Below are 19925 nucleotides of genomic sequence, written 5' to 3' on the forward strand. Positions count from 1 at the left end.
CCATCCGGACAGCCGTCAATGCAAATGCAATTTAGTCAAGGAGGTCAAACATTTGTTCAGTAATTATGCTTTTTTATGGCTAAAAAGCGCTTTGATACCACGTCTGATTACTTGAAAAAAAGTCAGCGAACGTACCATGTGACCAGGTTTCACATACTTCTGCATGGCTTTCAACACTTTTTGAGGCTGACGCGAAGCAAAGGTATAACTGCCGTTATGGTTCGTCTGCACCGTATAGCGCGGAATCCATTTGCCCTTAAACATCACTGAAGCAATGACGTAGTTAACATCTTTCCAGGGGATCTGAATATACTTTCGCAAATCTTTCTCGTTGTAAAATTCAAAACCCTTGTTGCCAATCATGATCTTGCCGTATTCAGATAAGCCTAAAAAAGACGTTGCCGGAATAACTAAATCAACTTTCGAATTAAGCGACTGTACCATTTGGTTCTCCTTTTTAATAACAGCGAAACTAGCTTTTCAGCAAAAGAACGATCCCATTCAGTAAGCCTGAACTAAGATCGTTCTTAAATAACTTATAAACTCGGCTTACAAGATATTCAATACGTGAGCCACAATACCAAAGACGAAGATACCAATAATAATGATAATTGGCGAAACCTTTTTCTTTAATAGCCACATGCAGAAGAAAGTCAGCAATAAAGCTGCCAGTCCTGGAATCAAAGAATCCAAGTTATTCTGCAAGGTGGTAACACGTGTTGCACTCAGCGCCAAACCGCTCTGATATTGAGTGAAAGCTTCCTGCAATCCGTTGTGGGTCAAAGGAATCTTGGTCCAATCAATGTAAGCACCTTTAGCCAAACGCACATTAGAAACGACTGGCGTAAACCGAATTGAAACCCAGCGCTGTACCAAGGCTGCCAGAACAAACATACCCATGATTGAAGCGCCCTTTGTCACATCCTGCAGCAAACCGCCGGAAAGGTCTTCTGTAATTCGAGACCCGGCCCGATAACCAAATTCCTGGGTATACCACATAAATCCCCAACGAATAATGTTCCAAAGAACAAAGAACAAGATTGGTCCAAGAATATTACCGCTTAAAGCTAATGAAGCACCTAAAGCACCTAAGATAGGACGAACCGTGTACCAAAAGACTGGATCACCGACACCAGCCAGCGGACCCATCATGCCGACTTTAACACCTTGAATGGCAACATCATCAACAGCTGCACCGTTCGCACGGTCCTCTTCCAAGGCCAAAGTCACACCGATAACTGGTGAAGCCAGATAAGGGTGAGTGTTAAAGAATTCAAGGTGCCGCTTCAGGGCGGCTATCCGATCATCTTTATTTGGATATAATTTCTTGATAGCTGGGATTAAGGAAAATACCCAGCCGCCGTTTTGCATACGCTCATAATTCCATGACCCTTGGATAAAGGTGGAACGCCAAGCAACAGCTAAACGGTCTCTCTTAGTTAAATGAACCTTTTTTTCATCTGCCATTTTCTATTCCTCCTTTTCCTCAGTAATCATTCAAGATATTGTCAATCGGATCACCAGCATTGCTGCTGCCACCGCCATTTGACGAACTGCCTTTTTTAGAAAGATCAAGATAGATCAAGGCAAGCGAGATACCAATAGCACCAATCGCAATCAAAGTCAGATTTGTGACGGTTGCAATAACAAAACCGAGAATAAAGAATGGCCAAACTTCGCGGCTGGACATCATGTTGATAACCATTGCATAACCAACAGCCACAACCATGCCACCACCGATTGTCATACCGGCGTTCAGCCATGCAGGCATCGCACTTAAGACACCTCTAACGGCGCTAGCCGGAATGAAGAGCAATAGTGCAGCGGGAATTGCTATACGCAGGCCCTGCATGCAGATCGCAATAATATGCCAGAGATCAATACTCCCAATATCACCACGATCCGCGGCCCGGTCCATGATATGGATAATCGGTACGGCTAAGGTACGTGCGACCATTGTTAGGAACAAGCCAGCAACAGCCAGCGGAATCGCTAGGCCGATCGCAGAAGAAACACCCTTAGTTCCTTGTCCACCCAAAACCAGAATAATTGATGAAGCAACTGAGGCCAGAGCGGCATCAGGGGCAACTGCGGCACCAATGTTAGCCCAGCCCAAAGCAATCAATTGCAAGGATCCGCCTAACATGATGCACGGAACCAAATCACCGGTAACGAGCCCGATCAATGTACAAGCGACCAAGGGCTGATGAAACTCAAACTCGTCTAGGATACCTTCCATACCAGCAAAGAAGGCAACTATGACAACTAAAATCATTGATATGACTGACATTTACTCTTTCTCCTTCGTGTCATCCAGCTGGAATCCGGCTTTTTTAATCATTGGCATCAGATCCTGACTGTTATCTGCAGGCACCTTCCGAACATCAAACTTGACACCTTCATCACGCAAATGTTCAAAAGTCTTGACATCATTTTCATCAACGGCCAACACATTGTTGATCATGGTCTTGCCTTCTGAATGGGCTAACGAACCAATGTTCAACTCAGGTATTTTGACACCGCCATCTACCGCGCGGGCAACATCTTGTGGTGTTTCAAAAAGAAGCAGGAAACGCTGATTACCAAACCTTGGATCATGCCAAATCTCTATCAATTTCTCAATCGGTATAACATTGGCTTTAACTTCTGGGGGAGCCGCTTCTGTAATGAGCGACTTCCTTAATTGGTCCTTGGCTACCGCATCAGAGACAACGACAATCCGTGTCGGATGAACCGACTTAGACCAAGCAGTTGCCACTTGTCCGTGCAGCAGGCGAGAATCCAGCCGAGCAAGACTGATCTTCAATTGCCCATTGCCTTGAGCAACCATTGCTGGTGCAGGCTTGGGCTGAGGTGTGTTTCCAGTATCATTCCCAGCCAAGCTCTCAGGCTTGATACGAACACCAGCCCGGCCTTCACCAAGGATGTGAGCTGCAATCTCGTGAGCGCTATTTAAACTCAAACGCGAAGAGTAAGCTTCAATCAGCATCGGCAAATTCAAGCCGGTGACAATCGCCATCTTATCCTTGTGTTCTTCGTAAATAGCATTCGATTGATTGAATGGAGAGCCTCCCCAAAGATCAATCAGGAACAGAACTTCATCGTCACTCCCAAAGCCGGCAATGGCAGCTTCCAAATGTTTTCTTAAGTCTTCCGGCCCTTCATTGGACATAAAAGTAACAGCAGTTACTTCTTTTTGCTCTCCGAAAATCATAGACCCCGACTGAAGAATACCCTTGGCAAATTCGCCATGACTTGCGATGACTATTCCAACCATCGTGCTATCCTCCTTAACTTCCATTCTGGAAGTTTCTTCATCGTACTTGATCTATTCTAATCTCTTTCTGAGATAATCGCAAGCGCTTACATATTTAAGCGCTTACATTTTGTAAATTTTTCATATTTTCTAAAAGAGATACGAAAAAACAGGCACAAAGTCCTGCTTTAGCATCGAATATCCTGAATTAAAAACATTGATCTGATCGGGATGACGGGATTCGAACCCATGACCCCCACGTCCCGAACGTGGTGCTCTACCAAGCTGAGCTACATCCCGTACATGCGGTTTTTAAACCCGCAATAACTATTGTATCAGTCTCTGAGGTGATAGTAATAAGAAGAAATTGTGATATCGTCACGAGAGATAAAAGCACTTCTCAGCCTAAATGCAGTCTGGTTGTGCATAGCATTCTGCCACCAATGCTTGGGAACAAACTGCGGCACCATAATCGTCAAAGACCAATTGCGTTTGGCTGCCTGCTTGCTCATGGAGTCAATGAATTCACGTGCAGGCTGAATGACCGAGCGATAACTGGAATGGATGTCCACATAACGAATACCCGGGAAATACTTTTCAAATTCCTCGGCAGTCTCTTTCTCTTTTTTGATATTTGTATCAAAAGAGACATGCATGCCGATAACCTCGTCCCCAATGGACTTGGCATAATCCATAGCAGAAATTGTGACCCGCGTAACATTACCCATAAACACAATCACCATCGCACCGTCATAATTATGTCGATGCAAGCGGGCTGTAGAAGGTGTTAATTTCAACTGTTTAGCAATGCTAACATAATGTGAATGTACATCATTAAAGAAGTGCAGAAGTATTGGCATAATGATTAAGTAAGGCCAAACACCACCAAAATGCAGTGCGAACATCGAAATAACCAGCACCAAAGAGATCAAAGCACCTATGAAGTTAACAAACGCTTTAAAAATCCACAGTCGGCCGCGTGCGCGCCACCAGTGAATAATCATGCCGGATTGGCTCAAAGTAAAAGGTACGAAGACACCAACTGCGTACAAAGGAATCAGAGCCTCTACTTTGCCCTTAAATACCAGCAGCAGAACAATCGCACCAATTGACAAACTCACAATACCATTAGAATAGCCGAGACGATCACCACGGTCTTTAAACAAATGAGGCATAAATTTATCGTTGGCCATATTATAGGCCAGCATCGGAAAGGCCGAAAAACCCGTATTCGCGGCCACAGTCAGGATAAGCGCAGTTGATAGTTGGAAAAGATAAAAGCCAATTCCGCCCGCTCCAAAGATACTACCGGCGATTTGCGCCATGACAGTGGTTTGGCCATTAGGCACAATTCCCAAAAAATAACTGAAGAATGTCACAGAAACAAAGAATAGCCCTAACACGATGACAAGAATAACCAATGTCTTTGACGCGTTACGTTCCTTTGGACTATGAAAATTCGGAACTGAATTCGATATAGCTTCCACACCTGTTAATGACGAAGAACCAGAGGAGAATGCCCGCATAAACAAAATGAAGCCCACGCTCATGGTTGGTGCTATTTTTTCAGCCATTGTAGGTGCTTGATAAACAATTTGGCCCAGGCCAATCCGTACAAAACCGATAGCTAACATTGCGAACATGGCCACAATAAAGAAATATACCGGTATCATCAAAAAATTAGCAGATTCGCTCAATCCACGCAGATTCATCAGCATTAGAAGGATGACAATGATAATAGAAATCAGTAAAGAAAGATGCCGCACTTCTGGAATCGCTGAAGAGATGGCATCAGTGGCTGAAGCGGCCGATACAGCCACAGTCAGCATATAATCCACTAATAAGGATCCACCGGCAACTAAGCCGGTCCAAGAGCCCCAATTTTGAGAAGCCACAGCATAAGCACCGCCACCTGACGGATAAGCGTGGATGATCATCACATAAGAAAGTGCAATCGCACCCAATAGTAAAAGAACCAAGCCCGCGATTGGCAACTGCAGCCACAAAGCCGCCGCGCCACCGGCAAGCAAGGCCGTGGTAATCATTTCAGTTCCATATGCAATGGATGATAGTGCATCAGACGACAAGAGCGCCAATGCCTTAAATACATTCAGACTTTGAGAGCCTGTATCGTTAGTCTTTAATGGCTTCCCGATCAATGCTCTCTTCAAATACTTCAACATGACTAGATCATTATAGTAGCTTCACACTTTTTTGTCAGACAAAAACAAAAATAACCACACCTAGGTGATTATTTACTTTCTTCGACTGTGACCTTAGTGATTTTAATCGGGTTCTTAGGGAAAGTCTTTTCGGAAGTTGTGGCATTGGTTGTCACATCCGCTTTAGCAATCTGATCAACAATGTTCATGCCGGAAATTACCTGACCAAAAACTGTATAACTGCCATCCAAGCTCGGTGTGCCGCCATTTTTATAAGCATCATATATCTTAGTCGGATAAGCATTTTTATCCGTAATCTGTGCCTGTACATTGCTGCTGCTCTCTTCAATAAAGAACTGTGAGCCATTCGTATTAGCAGTCCCGGCATTCGCCATACCAATCGCACCACGAATGAAATATAAATTAGGGCTGATCTCGTTTTTAAACCCTGTACCAGCATCAATTTTAGCGTTCTTGTGTGCACCAGAGGCCCAGATCGATTGGCCGCCAGTACCAACATTTTTCGGATCACCACTTTGAATCATAAAATCTTTATAGACACGGAAGAATTCCAATCCATTGTAATAGCCCTCTTGAGCATGAGTCAGAAAGTTCTCGGCTGCCAAAGGCGCGTATTTATTGAAAATTTTAGCTACAACCGTTCCGGCTGTGGTTTCAAAAGTAACTTTTGTTTCTCCGCTGCCGATTGTTGTTGTTAATTGAGGTAAAGCCATGTTGTTCAACTCACTTTTGGAATATTTCGCATTTAGTGCACTACTGCTGCTAGAACTGGTATCACTGGCTGCCGTACTACTGGAAGATGAGGCAGCCTCACTAGCACGATTCTGCTGATAAATCGCAACGCTTTCCCATATAAAGAAAACCGCCACTAGGACCGATCCTAAAATAATTAAAATCTTATTTTTTTTATTCATAACCTATCCATCATAACGGTATTGCCCAAAAATTTCATTAAACGGGCATAAAAAAGACTCGCGTTTCGCGAGTCTTTGAATTTTTTTATAGATACTCGAGAGATTACTTTTTCGCAAGAGTCTTAGAAACAACTTGCATAGTCGCCCAAGAATTACCCTTAGTACCACCAGGGTTGTTACCATATGCCGAAGAGTAAGTCTTAATACGGTTATTATTCGGAATCCAGTTAATAGAATAAGAAGTTGGAATAACGAAAGCTGTATCATAAACATACTTTTGATACTTTTGGAACTGCTTGACACGATAAGAAGCCTTCAAAGACTTTTGGTTGTTAGTAGCATTCAGCAAAGAAGTCAAGCGCTTAGAAGCAAAATGGCCAAAGTTGAATGGTGCAGTAGCGGAGAAGAGATCAGTCTGTGATGGTTCAGAAGATGTGGACCACGCACCATCGGTGAAGTCCCAGCTTTGATCAGCGGTCGGATCAGTCATCATCGAAACCCAAGTGTTGAAATCAGTCAGTTTGCCCTTATAAAGCTTAACGGTAATACCAACCTTCTTCCACTGTTGGATGTAGTTCTGCGCAATGATTTCTGAATTGGCAGCACCAGAACGTGCCAAGTATGTCAGAGTCAAACGCTTTCCAGTAGATGGGTCAATACGGAAAGTCTTCTTGCTGTTCCATTTGAAGCCAGCTTTAGTCAAAAGACTGTTAGCACGTTTCAAATTCTGAGCAGCGGCATATCCAGGAACTGAAGAATCCCAGAACTTACCAAAAATAGGAGGTACAGTCGTATTAGCAGGAACAGACAAGCCATTGTTATATTTCTGCAAAACTTGAGCTGTGTTACGTGCATAACCGATAGCCTTACGCAGATCGGTCTTTTGCAATGGCGTCTTACGGTCGGTGACGTTCATACTTGTCTTGGCATCATAATGTCCCAAATTGAAGTACAAAGCTGAGAAGTATAGCGCTTGATTTCCAGTAATGGTATAGCCCTTAATACGGCGAGCCTGCTTATACTGATCATTGCCCAATCCTTGGTAAATATCGTATTGATGTGAACGCATAGATGCAACAGCTTGAGCAGTAGAAATGATAGTAACATTCACACCGTTCAGCTTTGGTTTAGCGCCCCAATAGTATGGGTTACGTTCGTAAGCAATTGATTCACCTGGAACAATTTTCTTAACACGGAAAGGTCCAGTAGTCAATGGGCGTGTAGTCGTCTTGGCATCAGAAACTAGTTTCTTAGGATCAACTGACTTCAAATACTGATATGGTTCAGCTGATTCCAAGAAAAAGCCATTTCCCGATTGAGTAAAACCAGGACGCATCGTCTTAAACTGAATGCGCAAAACTTTCCCATTTTCACCATCTGGATAAGTAATACCAGAAATTGTCTTTGCCTTACCAGCATGATAATCAGCCAAACCAACAATATCAGCTAAAGAATCTGTCCATCGAGATGAACCATAGGCTGGATTTGCAATCAATTCATATTCATATTCGACATCTTTGGCAGTTACTTGAGAACCGTCAGACCATCGAAGATTTTTACGCAAAGTAATCGTTGCAGTCTTATTACTGTTGTTGAAGGTGATGTTAGCAGGGCCGCCCTTTTTGAATTTGAACTGTGAATCAGTCCAGAACAATGATTCAAGAGCTGGTGCCTCAACATCGGCATCAGTAGCCTCTTGTGAAAGTGCCTGAACCCACTGCCCAACGAAGGGCGTATCAGATACCTCAGCTACTTTAACAGTGCCGCCCTTAATTGCTTTTTTCGAGCTCTTATAGGTCACAGGGAACGGATTTTTAATTTTGGTAGCAGCACTAGCGGTTAGTGGAGCAACAGTAGCAACTGCTGATCCAGCTAACGTAGCGAATGCAGTGGTACCGGCAAACCATTTAGAAATTTTTTTCATAAGTACATTCTCTCCTTATCCTTCCAAAGAATTGAAAATAATATTATACGAATATTAAATAGTTGTCAACTAGTTTGTTATCTTTTTTACCGATAAAATGGACCAGAAACTATTTGAATGTTAGCTTGTCTGACAAATTAGCGATCAAGCCAAAGATTGGCGTTGATCAGCCACACGGCGCAATGCTTGACCGATAAAGATCAGTGAAACAGACAACGCAAGAATCAAAAAGGAAGCTGGCAGCCACATCCATGGGCTTTGTGTCATAACCTCTGGATCAGTCGCTTTATTAACCAAGGTTCCTAAAGACGGCGTTGTGTATGGCAAGCCATAGCCTAAGTATGAAATACCTGTTTCCAAGCCAATATTGCCAGCGAAAGCCAAAGCGGTTTGTGCATAAAACTGAGAACTCAAATTAGGAAAAATCTGTTTCCACATAATAGCTAACGAACTCGACCCGCTGAGCTTGGATGCTTTAACATAGTCGTTCTCTCGTTCGGCAAAAGTCAAGGCTCTGAAAAAGCGCATGGAACCAATCCAGGAAAATAGAGAGATCACCCAAACCAAAGTCCAGATACTATAGTTATTGATGATCGTTAACAAAGTCAGCAGGATCATCAGAGTTGGGACAATCGACAGATAGTCGGTAATTCTCATCCAAATCCAATCAAAGAAACCACCATAGTAGGCAGACATTAATCCTAGAAAAATGCCAACAGCCATGATCACAATCGTGACAGGGATCGAAATTGACAACGAATTTCTAGCAGCGATGACAACCAACAGAAATTCATCACGTCCCCCATCGTCAGTACCCAAAATATGACCATTTGTGAATGGGGCAAGATTCGTGTCCATGATATCAACATTTGAAAAAGCATCTCTTGGGATAAACATTGATCCGATAAAGACACCGAAAACAACAATTACGAGAAAAAAGAAGCTAATCATTGCGATCTTATCTCGTTTAAATTCACGTACAGCTGCTTTCAAAAAAGAGTGAGCGTGCGCTTGCGATTCTGATTGTTCTATTTTTTTTGCTTTTGCCATATCAGCTCCTCCTTATTTAATCCTGATTCTTGGATCAACCCAAGACATAATAATATCGTTCAGCATGGATCCAATAAGCGTCAAGGTTCCAGAAAACAGCATGATGGCATTCATTGTTGTATAATCACGCGTCGTGATAGATTGAACGAATAGCCTGCCCATGCCTGGATAACCGAAAACAGTTTCCAGAATAACCGCACCGGAGAAAATCCCAACAAGATCAAAACCGAAGGTAGAAGCAACCGGGAGCATTGAATTTCTAAAAATATGACGCCAGAAAACACGTTTATTAGAAACACCCTTAGCTCTGGCTGTCCGAACATAATCAGCTGAGCGGGCATCAAGCAATGAGGTCCTTAAGGTATTGAACAGTGAGACGGTACTGAAGAGAGCAACTGACAGCGCCGGCAGGATCAAATGATAAAAGCGGCTGCCCAATACGGGCCAAAAACCGTTAGCATCGATGCTGACAGAACCCGTCGTAGGAAACCAGTTCAGTGTGAATCCAAACAAGAAGAGCATAAAGATGTAAATGACGAATGCCGGGATACCACCTGTAATTGAGTTATAAGTAGTCCAGAAACGGTCTCTGAAAGATCCTTCATGGGTCGCAGAAGCAACGGCCGTCGGAATACCAATTGTATAAACTAGGCCTAAGCTCAACAAGCCAAGCCAAACGGTATTCTGGATTCTTTGGCCCAGTAAGGTCGCGACAGGCTTCTGCAAAACAAAGGAATTTCCTAGATTACCATGAAAAATATTATTAATCCAACGAAAATATTGTGTTGGCCATGGATCGTCCAAACCTGCTTCCCGACGAAGCCTTAATAGCGTATGAATATCAGTGTGCGCTGAGAAACGTCCCGTAAATGGGTCTCCTGGCATCATCTTTGCAAGTGCAAATAGCAGGATCGTCATCAAAATTAATTGTGGAATCATAATTAAAAAACGACGAAGTATTAATTTCCACATTGTTACTCTCCTCCCTTTGCCAAAGCATCAGCCTCAGCTTTGCCCGAAGCCACACCTGCCGCTTCGGCCTCTTCACGCGTCATCGCAACAGAATGCGTATCTGTCAATTTGCGCATCGGATACGGCCTGCCGCTGGCATCATAATAATCTGCATGGTGGTCCTGATACTGCTTCTCAATTGCCAAACGATGCGCTTTATTTTGTTCACGATTGGTGACATCCATTTCCGGAATCGCAGCCAATAGACGTTTTGTATAAATGTGCTGTGGATCATCAAAAACATCATCACGAGTACCGATTTCAACAAAACGACCCAAATGCATAATCGCAATATTTTTCGTCATATGCCGAACGACGCCTAAATCATGGCTAATAAATAAATAGGAAATATTGAATTCTTTTTGAATGTCCTTCATAAAATTCAATACCTGAGCCTGGACTGATAGATCCAAGGCCGAGACTGGCTCATCAGCAACAATGAGCTTGGGATTGGTCGCAACCGCTCGGGCAATACCGATTCTTTGGCGCTGGCCGCCGGAAAACTGGAAAGGATACTGATATAAAGTCCGTTGCGGCAGGCCCACAATATCAAGCAATTGTTTGATACGTTTATCCATAGCATTGTTATCCAAATGCTCAAAGTTGTGCAATGGTTCAGCAATGATCTGATAAACCGTCTTTCTAGGGTTCAAAGAAGACATCGAATCCTGGAAAATCATTTGAACATCTCGGTTATAGTGTATCTTGCGCCGAGACGAAGCTTTGGTGACATCCTGGCCCTTATAGATAACTTTTCCAGCAGTTGCTTTCTCTAAACCAACGATCACCGATCCAATAGTCGTCTTACCAGAACCAGATTCGCCAACCAAGCCATATGTTTCACCCTCATTGATTGAAAAATTAACACCATCAACCGCATAAACATAGTCTGTAATTCGATTCCAAAAACCTGTCCGAATCGGATAGTGGACTTTGAGGTCTTCAATTCGCAATAATTCCGTCATTTACTTTGGGCCTCCTTTTGTCTGCGGCCGGGTTCAAGGTAGCCATCTTGAAATTTGAAGTCTTTCCATGCGTTGCCACGGACAAAATGGCCTTCTTCGGGTTCGGCCGGAACATCAGAAACTTTTTCTTTAGCGGCTTCCTGCATCCAAGGAACACGCTCCAAAAATAAATCACGCGAATGATCCATTTCCGACAACGCAGGTACAACGCCTGGAATGACGTAAAGTTGATCATTCAGCGTATCCAATGATGGATTAGCACGCAGCAGCGAACGCGTATAAGGATGCAAAGGATTCTCAAAAACTTGTTCGGCAGTCCCGCGTTCAACAATCTGACCAGCATACATAACAGCCACAGAGTCCGCCATTTCGGCCACAACCCCCAAATCATGAGTAATCAACAACACACCAATATTTTTTTCCGCTTGAATTTCCTTAATTAAATCCAAAATTTGTGCCTGAATCGTAACATCCAAAGCCGTAGTTGGTTCATCAGCAATCAGCAGATCGGGTTCATTGGCAATCGCAATCGCGATCATAACGCGCTGGCGCATACCACCAGATAATTCATGAGGAAACTGATCAGCAACTAATTCAGGTTTGGAAATACCTACTTCATCAAGGAGCTTGATAGTGTGTTCCTGCCATTGTTCCTTAGGAACAATTGAGTGAGCTGACATGGATTCCTGAATCTGGTCGCCAATCTTCATTAAGGGGTTTAAGGCAGACAAGGGATCCTGGAAAATCATGCCGACCTTAACGCCGCGAAGCTCCCTCATTTCTGCTTCCGTTGCGTCAACGATTTGATGACCATCGAGCATAATCGAACCAGTCACACGCGACTGGTTGGGATTATGCAAAGCCATAACGGACATCGCAAAAGTCGACTTGCCAGACCCCGATTCGCCAACAAGCGCTAATACTTCCCCAGGCTTTACCGAGAGATCAACGTTATAAAGTGCTGTCAGCCATTCACCATTGATTCTAAAATCAACACCGACACCTTTGGCTTCCAGCAAATTTTTGCCAATTATCATTTCAATCCTTTCTCTTTTAGTTTAATTAATAGTATGTAATGACTATACACAAAAAGCAATTATTAATCACAAAGAAAAAGACCAATTCTCAGAAAGGTCTTTTAAATTATTTGGCTTTTAAAACATTTTTGCTGGTACCTGTTGTCAGCACATCGTTGAAATTTTCATATGAAATCGAAATCATGTCGTGCAGCGCTTCTTGCGTATAGGAACCCATGTGCGGTGTGATCAAAACCTTGGGATAGAGCTTTAAGGCACGATCCGCTTCGAAATCACCAGTAGGCTGGCCATTGAAGTTCTTCCCAAAAATACTACCTTCATTTTCAATCACGTCAGTCGCAAAGCCTTGAATCTTGCCGGAGGCCACAGCATCCAAAATAGCAGATACATCCATAATTTCAGCTCTAGCAGTGTTAACTAATATGGCACCGGTTTTCATCTTAGCCACATAATCCCGATTGAAATAATGGTGATTGCTATTCGGGAAATACGGTACGTGTAATGAGATGATGTCGGATTGGGCCAAAATCTGATCTTCATCAACATATTCCAAAAGTTCTTTGCCTGCTTCAGATGGATATAAATCATAGCCAAGAACATGTGCATTGACACCTTTCCACAACAGTGCCTCATCTAGACCAATTCGGCCTGTGCCAATAATGCCGACTGTTAAATCATGAATTTCTGTTGCAAATTCATCTGGCTTAATTTTAAAATCCCCAGCAGCTGTACGAGAGGTCGCTAAAGCAATATGCCGTTGCAGCGTCAAACCTAGACTAAAAGCTAGTTCAGAAACCGAAAACGGTGAGTAACCGGGCACATAGGCGACAATCTGACCATTTTTTTCAGCAGCCTTTAGGTCAACATGGTTGTAACCGACCGTACGTGTGAAAACATATTTAACACCGTAAGCCTTTAGCTGGTCTAAATTCTGTACATCACCGACACTGTTGCCACGCAGCAAAACAGCATCACAGCCTTCAGCTGTCTGGACATTATCATGAGTGAGATTTGCAGCAATCAATTTTAAATCGTAGTGATATTTATTCAAGTCGTTAAAACTTTGGATTTCGTTTTCGCGAACACCATAAGCAGCTATTTTAAAAGTCATTTTTTTCCTCTTAATCTAAAAATTAGTTATTTGAACAGACCTGTCGCACTTAAAATTTGCGTAGCAACGATCCAAAAAGGCATCAGCACTGTGGCGACAACTGTCGATAGCAGCGACGCGTTAGAAGCCAACACGGCCTGCCGGTCAAAAGCGATGGCGTAAGTCGAGGCAACGGCAGCTGTCGGTGTAGCCATCATGATGACAATCGTTTCCAAGGCATCAGCGCTCACAGGCAGAACGTGAGTAAGAGCCAGGATAGCCAACAGCACGATATTAATCAAAGGCACCAATAATACCTTATTAAACGAATAGTACCAGGAATCGCGATCAACAGCAGCTTTACTTAAGGAAATCGATCCCAACGTCGAACCAATACCCAGCCAAGCCAGAGGTGAAGCCAAACCGGCCAGATAAATCAGCGGCTGGCTAATCCAAGGCGCGGTCAAATCAATTCGATAAAAAGAAACGCTGCTCTTGACACCGGCTGCATCAACCACATTCATATGTGGAATCCAACTAGCATTTTGAATCAGCCAGAGAATTAAACCAGCAAAAGTTGCAATCACAATCGGATTTAAAAACATCTGTTTGATATTCTTCGCTTCCATTTTTAAGCCAGACATCTTAATGTAGCCGTATGAATAAAGGAAGATACGATAGCCAATATTAAAGACTGAGGCATAAATCACAGCTTTCGATGTCGGCCCAAAAATGCCAGCCACAATTGGAATACCAAAGAAAGTCGTTGAACCAAAATCAGTTAGGACACGCAGCACATCACTCTTATCCTTACCGTATTTCAGGTACATAAATTTTGTCACAAAAATTAAAATGATATAAATGGCGATACCCCAAATCAGGACATTCATACTTTGTTTAAATGTTGCGTAATCAATGCCCTGCATAAAGGAATTAAAGGCTAAGGCCGGCAAAGCGACTGCCAGGACAACTTTAGTCAGAACTTTTCCAAAATTTTCACCAAAAGTCCCGCGCTTGCGCAGGTAAAAACCTAATAAAATAATCGAAATTGTCGAAACAATCGCCTTTACAACATTCATGTTTTCAAAGGTCGATTGAATCGCATTAGCAATATTCATAATCTTCTCTCCAAGTTATGTTATTTTCTTCACACATAAGATTCAATTGTATCATATCACTTGTGAAAAAAACGACAAAAATAAAAAATCAGTCTAAATTCAGGCTGATTTTAAGTGCTTTAACAACATCATTCAAATTTTTTTCTTCTAAGGTGTCAACAAAATCGTGCAAACGCCGTTTGTCGATCGTTCTGATCTGTTCGAGCATAATAATCGAAGGCTTTTTAAGTTTCGTCGCACGAGCCGGCAGCCAAACATGCGTCGGCAGCTTGGTTTTAGACAATTTTGAAGTCATCGCAGCAATAATCACGGTTGGTGCTTTGATGTTTCCTGTGTCGTTTTGCAAAACCAATACCGGCCGGACACCACCTTGTTCAGAACCGATAACCGGGGATAAATCTGCAAAATAAATATCTCCGCGTTCAGGAACTTTTTTCCTAACCATTATTTGCACCAATGACTTCGGCTAAATCACCTGTATAAATCCGTTTGATACGAGGTGCTAAAGTAGTCTGAATCTCATCCACAATCGTGTGCGAGTATGCCGCAACCGACTCCAATGTAATTTCCTCCGGACCATCTTTGCCAATTAGCGTTACACGCGTCCCGAGCGGGTATTTCTGATCCAAGAGCACCATCGTCTGGTCCATCGTGATTCTGCCCAAAATCGGCATTTTCTTTTGATTAATCAACACGGAACTGCCTTGCATTCGCCGCAGCCAGCCATCATTGTAGCCAAAGGGCATCGTACCAACGTAACCGTCTTGCGGCATCGTTTGTGTGGCGCCATAACTCAAAGCTTGTCCTTTTTTAACGAAACGAACATCAGCTAGTTCCGTATAGAGACCCAACACTTTTTCCAACTGCAAATCCCGAGGCATAGGCAAATCACCGTTACTGACATTCACGCCAGAAATCAGCTGGCCAGGACGGATAGCCGCAAAAGAAATCCGTGGATCTCCGGCGTGCCAGATACAAGTTGCTGAATTAGCCATACTAAACAAGTCAGGATCAAACCCTTGTCTATCAACTAAATCGTGCCAGCGCTGCAGCTGCATATCGAAATAATGCTGACTTTGCTCACCGGATTCATCGGCCGTTGCAAAATGCGTATAAACAGAAAAAAGAGATAGTTGCGGGTTTTGATCAATCAGCTGTTTGGCCGCCGCAATCTGGTCAGCCTGATCAAAACCAATACGTGTCATGCCAGTATCAATGGCAAGACTGAGCATCAGCTGCCCGGATAATATAGGAAGATGCTGCAGCCAGTCAAGACTCGGTACTGTTATCACGATCTTGTTTTTAATGAAAAGATCCAGGTCCTCATACCCCCAGGCGCCTAGTACCCAAATTGGCCTAACAATACCAGCTTGCCGCAGTTCTAAAGCTTCATCAAGATTTGAAACAACAAAGGCATCAGCTGCTGCTGTCGTCTCAAAAGCCTGAGCCAATTGCACGGCACCTAGGCCGTAACCGTTAGCCTTCAAAACCGCATAAACTTTCTTGGCTTTAGTCCATCGTCTGATTGCCTGTAAATTATGTGTGGCGGCGTCCAAATCAACGCTCAACCAAGTGGGTCTATGAATTGCTGTTACCATCTTCAACCTCGATTAATACCTCAGTAGCTACCAAATCTAATTTTAGCTTATGCGAGATTGAAACCTGACAATTTTTTGCGTTAATTAGGCGGGATTTACGAAAAACATTAATGGCCGGTTTGCCATATTCATCATCTAAAATCTCAATATCTGTAAAATTGACGTGTTTGCCAATTCCGAATCCGGTCGCTTTAGCATAAGATTCTTTTGCAGAAAAACGGCTCGCCAAATACTCGTAGTAGGCTGCGCCTTTCCTCTGACTGAGCTGTTTTTTTTCAGATTCGGTCAGTACTTTATCCAAAAAACGGCTGTGTTTTTCAACAGCCGTTTTAATGTCGCTTATAGATTCAATATCGATACCGATTCTAAAACTCATGATTTTTTAACAATTTTAAATTCACGTTTTTTAGGTGCAGCCTTAGCAACGCCTTTAGGGCGTGCCTGGATTTTTTGGTTACGACGATCAGCTGGTTTGTGGCCACGGTCAATCGTAAACTCGCTCTTAAAGCCGCCACGACGATCACCACCGCGTCCGCCACGACCATGACTGCTATCACTACGGCTGCTGCCAGAAAAACGGTTTCCGTGGCTGCTGCTATGACCATGATCCGATCCGCCGCCATGGCGATGCGGCAGAGGTTTCTCTGCTGCAATATCAACTGGCCGCGTCCGTTCACTGTCTTTTGACAAAGCATTCAACAATGCCGCTGCCAGAATCTTGCCATCATACTGATCGGCAAGTTCCGCAGCTTCGTCCTCAACTTTGTCCAAACTGGTCTTGCCCAGTACTTCAAATGCAGCCGACTTAGCATTTTTTAAACGTGCCAAATGGGCTTCTTCAGCTGTAGGCGGCTTCAAAGCTGCCATGCGCTTGTTCGTCAGTTTTTCGATAGCTCTTAGATAATCAATTTCACCACGTACTACAAACGTGACTGAAATGCCATGATGTCCGGCACGGCCGGTACGGCCGATACGATGCACATAAGAATCCGGATCCTGCGGAATATCATAGTTGTACACATGTGTCACACCAGAGATATCCAAACCACGAGCAGCGACATCTGTTGCCACTAAGAACTGTAATTCGCCTTTCTTAAAGGAACGGAGTGTCCGCATACGTGCAGCCTGGTCCAAGTCGCCATGGATACCAGCAGCTTTATAGCCGCGCAGCTGTAATGCTTTGGTCAGTTCATCAACACGACGCTTTGTCCGGCCAAAGACAATGGCTAATTCCGGTTGTTGAACATCAAACAACCGCGACATTGCATCAAATTTCTCATATTCCCGAGTGTTAACCAAATATTGGTCAACAAGGTCAATGGTCAAGCCCTTAGAAGCGATGTGAATCTCTTCAGGGTCTTCCATGAACTTAACACCTACCCTTTTGATATCTTCCGGCATTGTGGCCGAAAAGAGCAAAGTCTGGCGTTCGTCTGGTGTATAGTGAATAATCGTCTCAATATCGTCTAAGAAACCCATATTCAGCATTTCATCGGCTTCATCCAAGACCAGCGTGTGAATAGCGCGCAAATCAATCGTGTGGCGATTCAGATGATCAATCAAACGGCCCGGTGTTCCCACCAAAACCTGTGGGTGATCTTTTAGGGCGTGGATCTGGCGGCGAATGTCATAACCGCCAAAGACAACTTGTGTCTTGATATGTTTTTCTTCACCAAGCTTATTCAGCTCTTCTTCAGTCTGCATAGCCAACTCACGTGTCGGACTGATAATCAGCGCTTGAATCCGAGGGTCTGTCGGATCAGCCTTTTCGATGATTGGCAAACCAAAGGCAGCCGTCTTTCCTGTACCGGTCTGTGCTTGGCCAATAACATCAACTCCTTGCAGGATCAAAGGAATTGTCTTTTCCTGGATCGGCGTGGCTTCATCATAGCCATGCTTTTTGACCGCAGCCAAAAGTTCTGGACTGAGTCCAAATTCTTCAAATTTCAATATTATAATCTCCTAAATTTTCGAAACGTAAATGTGCTGCTAGCAAAATCCGTTGCCTCAACGCAGCGAGTCATTCCTGTTAAGTGTACGGGATTGCTTCGCGTTTTGCAAATTATATTAATGATTGTTCGACTTTCTCCAAATGAAGACCGTGGCTCGCCTTCAAAAGAACCACATCGCCGGGTGATAATTGCGCTTTTAAATCTGTGGTTAGACGATCTAAAGACTTTTGATCATAGTGAGGCGCATTAAGATCTCGAGCCAGATTCTGCATGAGCGGGCCAACTAAGTAGACATGATCAAATCCAGCGGTTTGAATAGGCTCCTTGAGCGCCATGTGCATCGCAGCAGCCTGATCCCCTAATTCAAGCATATCGCCAAGAACCAAAAATTTATGTCCCTTTGATGGAAAAGACTGCAAAATGTGAATCGCCTCTCTAGCCGCCGTTGGGTTTGAATTATAAACATCAGAAATGATTTTCTCGCCCTGGCTGCCATTTAAAAGCTGCAAACGGTTTTTAGTCAATTGCAACTGGTCCAAACCAGTTTGAATATCGGAGGGGGTGAGGTCAAAACATTCAGCAGCTGCAATTGCTGCAGCTGTATTTTTTGCATTAAAAGCACCTAACAAATTCACTTGGTAATGCTGTTGATTGAGATCAAACGACAATGTTGAATTCGATGACACATGTTCTAGCTTGTATCTATTTTGTGCTCCCAGGCCAAATGTGATTTTTCTGCCAGCAAACTGCCCAGCGCGCGCCGTCAGCAGGGGTTCATCCCCGTCATAAATGAATGTGCCGTCTTTCTTTAAACCTGTAATGATTTCTATTTTCGCGTCTGCAATTCGCTCACGTGTTTTAAAAAAAGCGATATGTGCTTCGCCAATCATCGTAATCAAAGCGATGTCTGGTTGAATCAGGCCAGAGAGCGCCGTTAGCTGCCCAGGACGGTCCATCCCTATTTCAAATACAGCAATCTGTGTATCCTCAGGCATATCTAAAATTGTTTTTGGCAAACCGATTTCGTTATTGTTGCTTGCTTCGGTATGGTGGACACGATATTTTGTTGCCAAAATCGAGGCAATTAAATCTTTCGTTGTCGTTTTACCATTGCTGCCAGTCACGGCTATGCGAGTTGGATTAATCCGTTTCAAATAGTCTGCTGCCAATTGCCAAAAAGCAAGCTGTGTATCTTCTACCTGAATGATAGGAAGCTTGCTATCCACAAAATGATCAGCTAGAGATGCTGCAGCGCCTTTTTTGGCAGCAGCATCAATAAAAAGATGGCCATCTACGCCAGCAATTGTATAATCGGCGAATTTTTCATGTATTTTTGGATGATCATGATCAGATATAGGTAGAAACAAACCGTTCTGTCTAATTCGGCGGCTATCAAAATCAACACTTGTGACAAAAAGCTGTCGGGCCTTTCCCTCATCAATATTCAGCAGTCTGCCATGAACAATCTCGTTTACCTGACTAAGTGAATATTTCATTGTTAATGATCGCCTCTTATTGCCACTCTTTAATTTTATCGGTATTGACAACTAAACGGCAACTTTTCTTGAGCCACGGCCGAATTAAGCCTTATTTGGACCGATTTGAATAGCGTATAATTAGATTAGCTAGGTGCAGCCGCAATGAAATATTTTGCAAAAGCATGTCAACAGCTGAAAAAACAGATCAGCTGTTGAGTACGCATTGAAGATCGAAAGATTTTTGCCAAACAAAATCACAAATAAGCAAGCGGTTGTATCGTGTGCCAAGAGCTGCAAACATACAACTCCAGCAGCCGAAGGCCTTATGAATATACAGCCGAACAGTTAA

Annotated in this window: 18 protein-coding genes and 1 tRNA gene; all 19 read right to left on the reverse strand. The window is 43.4% G+C overall.

Going from position 1 to position 19925, the window contains the following annotated elements; genetic code table 11:
• Positions 1 to 63 precede the first annotated feature (63 nt).
• The 19 genes from ABF487_RS01510 to ABF487_RS01600 all read right to left on the reverse strand — a co-directional run bounded on the left by ABF487_RS01510 (position 64) and on the right by ABF487_RS01600 (position 19594).
• Entirely contained in the window at positions 64 to 444 is a 381-nt protein-coding gene (locus ABF487_RS01510) for a DUF956 family protein (protein WP_007744501.1), read from the reverse strand.
• 105 nt (positions 445 to 549) lie between these two features.
• Positions 550 to 1467 (reverse strand): PTS system mannose/fructose/sorbose family transporter subunit IID, encoded by a 918-nt coding sequence (locus tag ABF487_RS01515; RefSeq protein WP_007744503.1) that lies wholly within the window; start codon positions 1465 to 1467, stop codon positions 550 to 552.
• A gap of 19 nt (positions 1468 to 1486) precedes the next feature.
• A complete protein-coding gene (locus ABF487_RS01520) occupies positions 1487 to 2290 on the reverse strand; it encodes a PTS mannose/fructose/sorbose transporter subunit IIC (protein ID WP_007744506.1) in 804 nt (267 codons plus the stop codon).
• Positions 2291 to 3277 carry a mannose/fructose/sorbose PTS transporter subunit IIA gene (locus ABF487_RS01525; RefSeq protein ID WP_415634294.1) on the reverse strand — a complete coding sequence of 329 codons (987 nt, stop codon included), beginning with the start codon at positions 3275 to 3277 and terminating at the stop codon, positions 2291 to 2293. It lies immediately after the preceding gene.
• Between the two features lie 205 nt (positions 3278 to 3482).
• Positions 3483 to 3556 (reverse strand) — tRNA-Pro (locus tag ABF487_RS01530).
• Between the two features lie 35 nt (positions 3557 to 3591).
• The gene (locus ABF487_RS01535; protein WP_415634295.1) at positions 3592 to 5439 is read right to left on the reverse strand and encodes an APC family permease; all 1848 of its coding nucleotides are present in this window, start codon (positions 5437 to 5439) and stop codon (positions 3592 to 3594) included.
• 68 nt (positions 5440 to 5507) lie between these two features.
• Positions 5508 to 6353, reverse strand: coding sequence for a peptidylprolyl isomerase (locus ABF487_RS01540; RefSeq protein ID WP_007744512.1), 846 nt, complete (start codon positions 6351 to 6353; stop codon positions 5508 to 5510).
• A 103-nt stretch (positions 6354 to 6456) separates the two neighbouring features.
• A complete protein-coding gene (locus tag ABF487_RS01545) occupies positions 6457 to 8277 on the reverse strand; it encodes an oligopeptide ABC transporter substrate-binding protein (protein WP_263779448.1) in 1821 nt (606 codons plus the stop codon).
• 144 nt (positions 8278 to 8421) lie between these two features.
• Positions 8422 to 9327, reverse strand: a complete 906-nt coding sequence (locus ABF487_RS01550) for an ABC transporter permease (RefSeq protein WP_007744515.1) — start codon at positions 9325 to 9327, stop codon at positions 8422 to 8424.
• Between the two features lie 12 nt (positions 9328 to 9339).
• Positions 9340 to 10299, reverse strand: coding sequence for an ABC transporter permease (locus ABF487_RS01555; RefSeq protein WP_007744516.1), 960 nt, complete (start codon positions 10297 to 10299; stop codon positions 9340 to 9342).
• A gap of 2 nt (positions 10300 to 10301) precedes the next feature.
• Complete coding sequence (locus ABF487_RS01560) at positions 10302 to 11303, reverse strand: ATP-binding cassette domain-containing protein (RefSeq protein WP_007744517.1); 1002 nt, start codon at positions 11301 to 11303, stop codon at positions 10302 to 10304.
• The gene (locus tag ABF487_RS01565) at positions 11300 to 12337 is read right to left on the reverse strand and encodes an ABC transporter ATP-binding protein (RefSeq protein WP_148126080.1); all 1038 of its coding nucleotides are present in this window, start codon (positions 12335 to 12337) and stop codon (positions 11300 to 11302) included. Before ABF487_RS01565 ends, ABF487_RS01560 begins: the two co-directional genes overlap by 4 nt.
• A gap of 109 nt (positions 12338 to 12446) precedes the next feature.
• Positions 12447 to 13451, reverse strand: coding sequence for an NAD(P)-dependent oxidoreductase (locus ABF487_RS01570; protein WP_415634296.1), 1005 nt, complete (start codon positions 13449 to 13451; stop codon positions 12447 to 12449).
• 26 nt (positions 13452 to 13477) lie between these two features.
• Positions 13478 to 14548, reverse strand: coding sequence for an AEC family transporter (locus ABF487_RS01575; protein WP_415634297.1), 1071 nt, complete (start codon positions 14546 to 14548; stop codon positions 13478 to 13480).
• 88 nt (positions 14549 to 14636) lie between these two features.
• Positions 14637 to 14993 carry a type II toxin-antitoxin system PemK/MazF family toxin gene (locus ABF487_RS01580; protein ID WP_007744524.1) on the reverse strand — a complete coding sequence of 119 codons (357 nt, stop codon included), beginning with the start codon at positions 14991 to 14993 and terminating at the stop codon, positions 14637 to 14639.
• Positions 14986 to 16146, reverse strand: coding sequence for an alanine racemase (gene alr / locus ABF487_RS01585; protein ID WP_007744526.1), 1161 nt, complete (start codon positions 16144 to 16146; stop codon positions 14986 to 14988). Before alr ends, ABF487_RS01580 begins: the two co-directional genes overlap by 8 nt.
• Positions 16127 to 16522, reverse strand: a complete 396-nt coding sequence (gene acpS, locus ABF487_RS01590) for a holo-ACP synthase (RefSeq protein WP_007744528.1) — start codon at positions 16520 to 16522, stop codon at positions 16127 to 16129. The genes alr and acpS overlap by 20 nt, the downstream gene beginning before the upstream one ends.
• Positions 16519 to 18096: a DEAD/DEAH box helicase gene (locus tag ABF487_RS01595; protein WP_007744530.1), complete on the reverse strand. Its 1578-nt coding sequence runs from the start codon at positions 18094 to 18096 to the stop codon at positions 16519 to 16521. Before ABF487_RS01595 ends, acpS begins: the two co-directional genes overlap by 4 nt.
• A gap of 112 nt (positions 18097 to 18208) precedes the next feature.
• On the reverse strand, positions 18209 to 19594 hold the full coding sequence (locus ABF487_RS01600; RefSeq protein ID WP_415634298.1) for a UDP-N-acetylmuramoyl-tripeptide--D-alanyl-D-alanine ligase: 1386 nt from the start codon (positions 19592 to 19594) through the stop codon (positions 18209 to 18211).
• Positions 19595 to 19925 lie beyond the last annotated feature (331 nt).

The sequence above is a fragment of the Oenococcus sp. genome, from assembly GCF_047725585.1.
GTDB classification, from domain to species: domain Bacteria; phylum Bacillota; class Bacilli; order Lactobacillales; family Lactobacillaceae; genus Oenococcus; species Oenococcus kitaharae_A.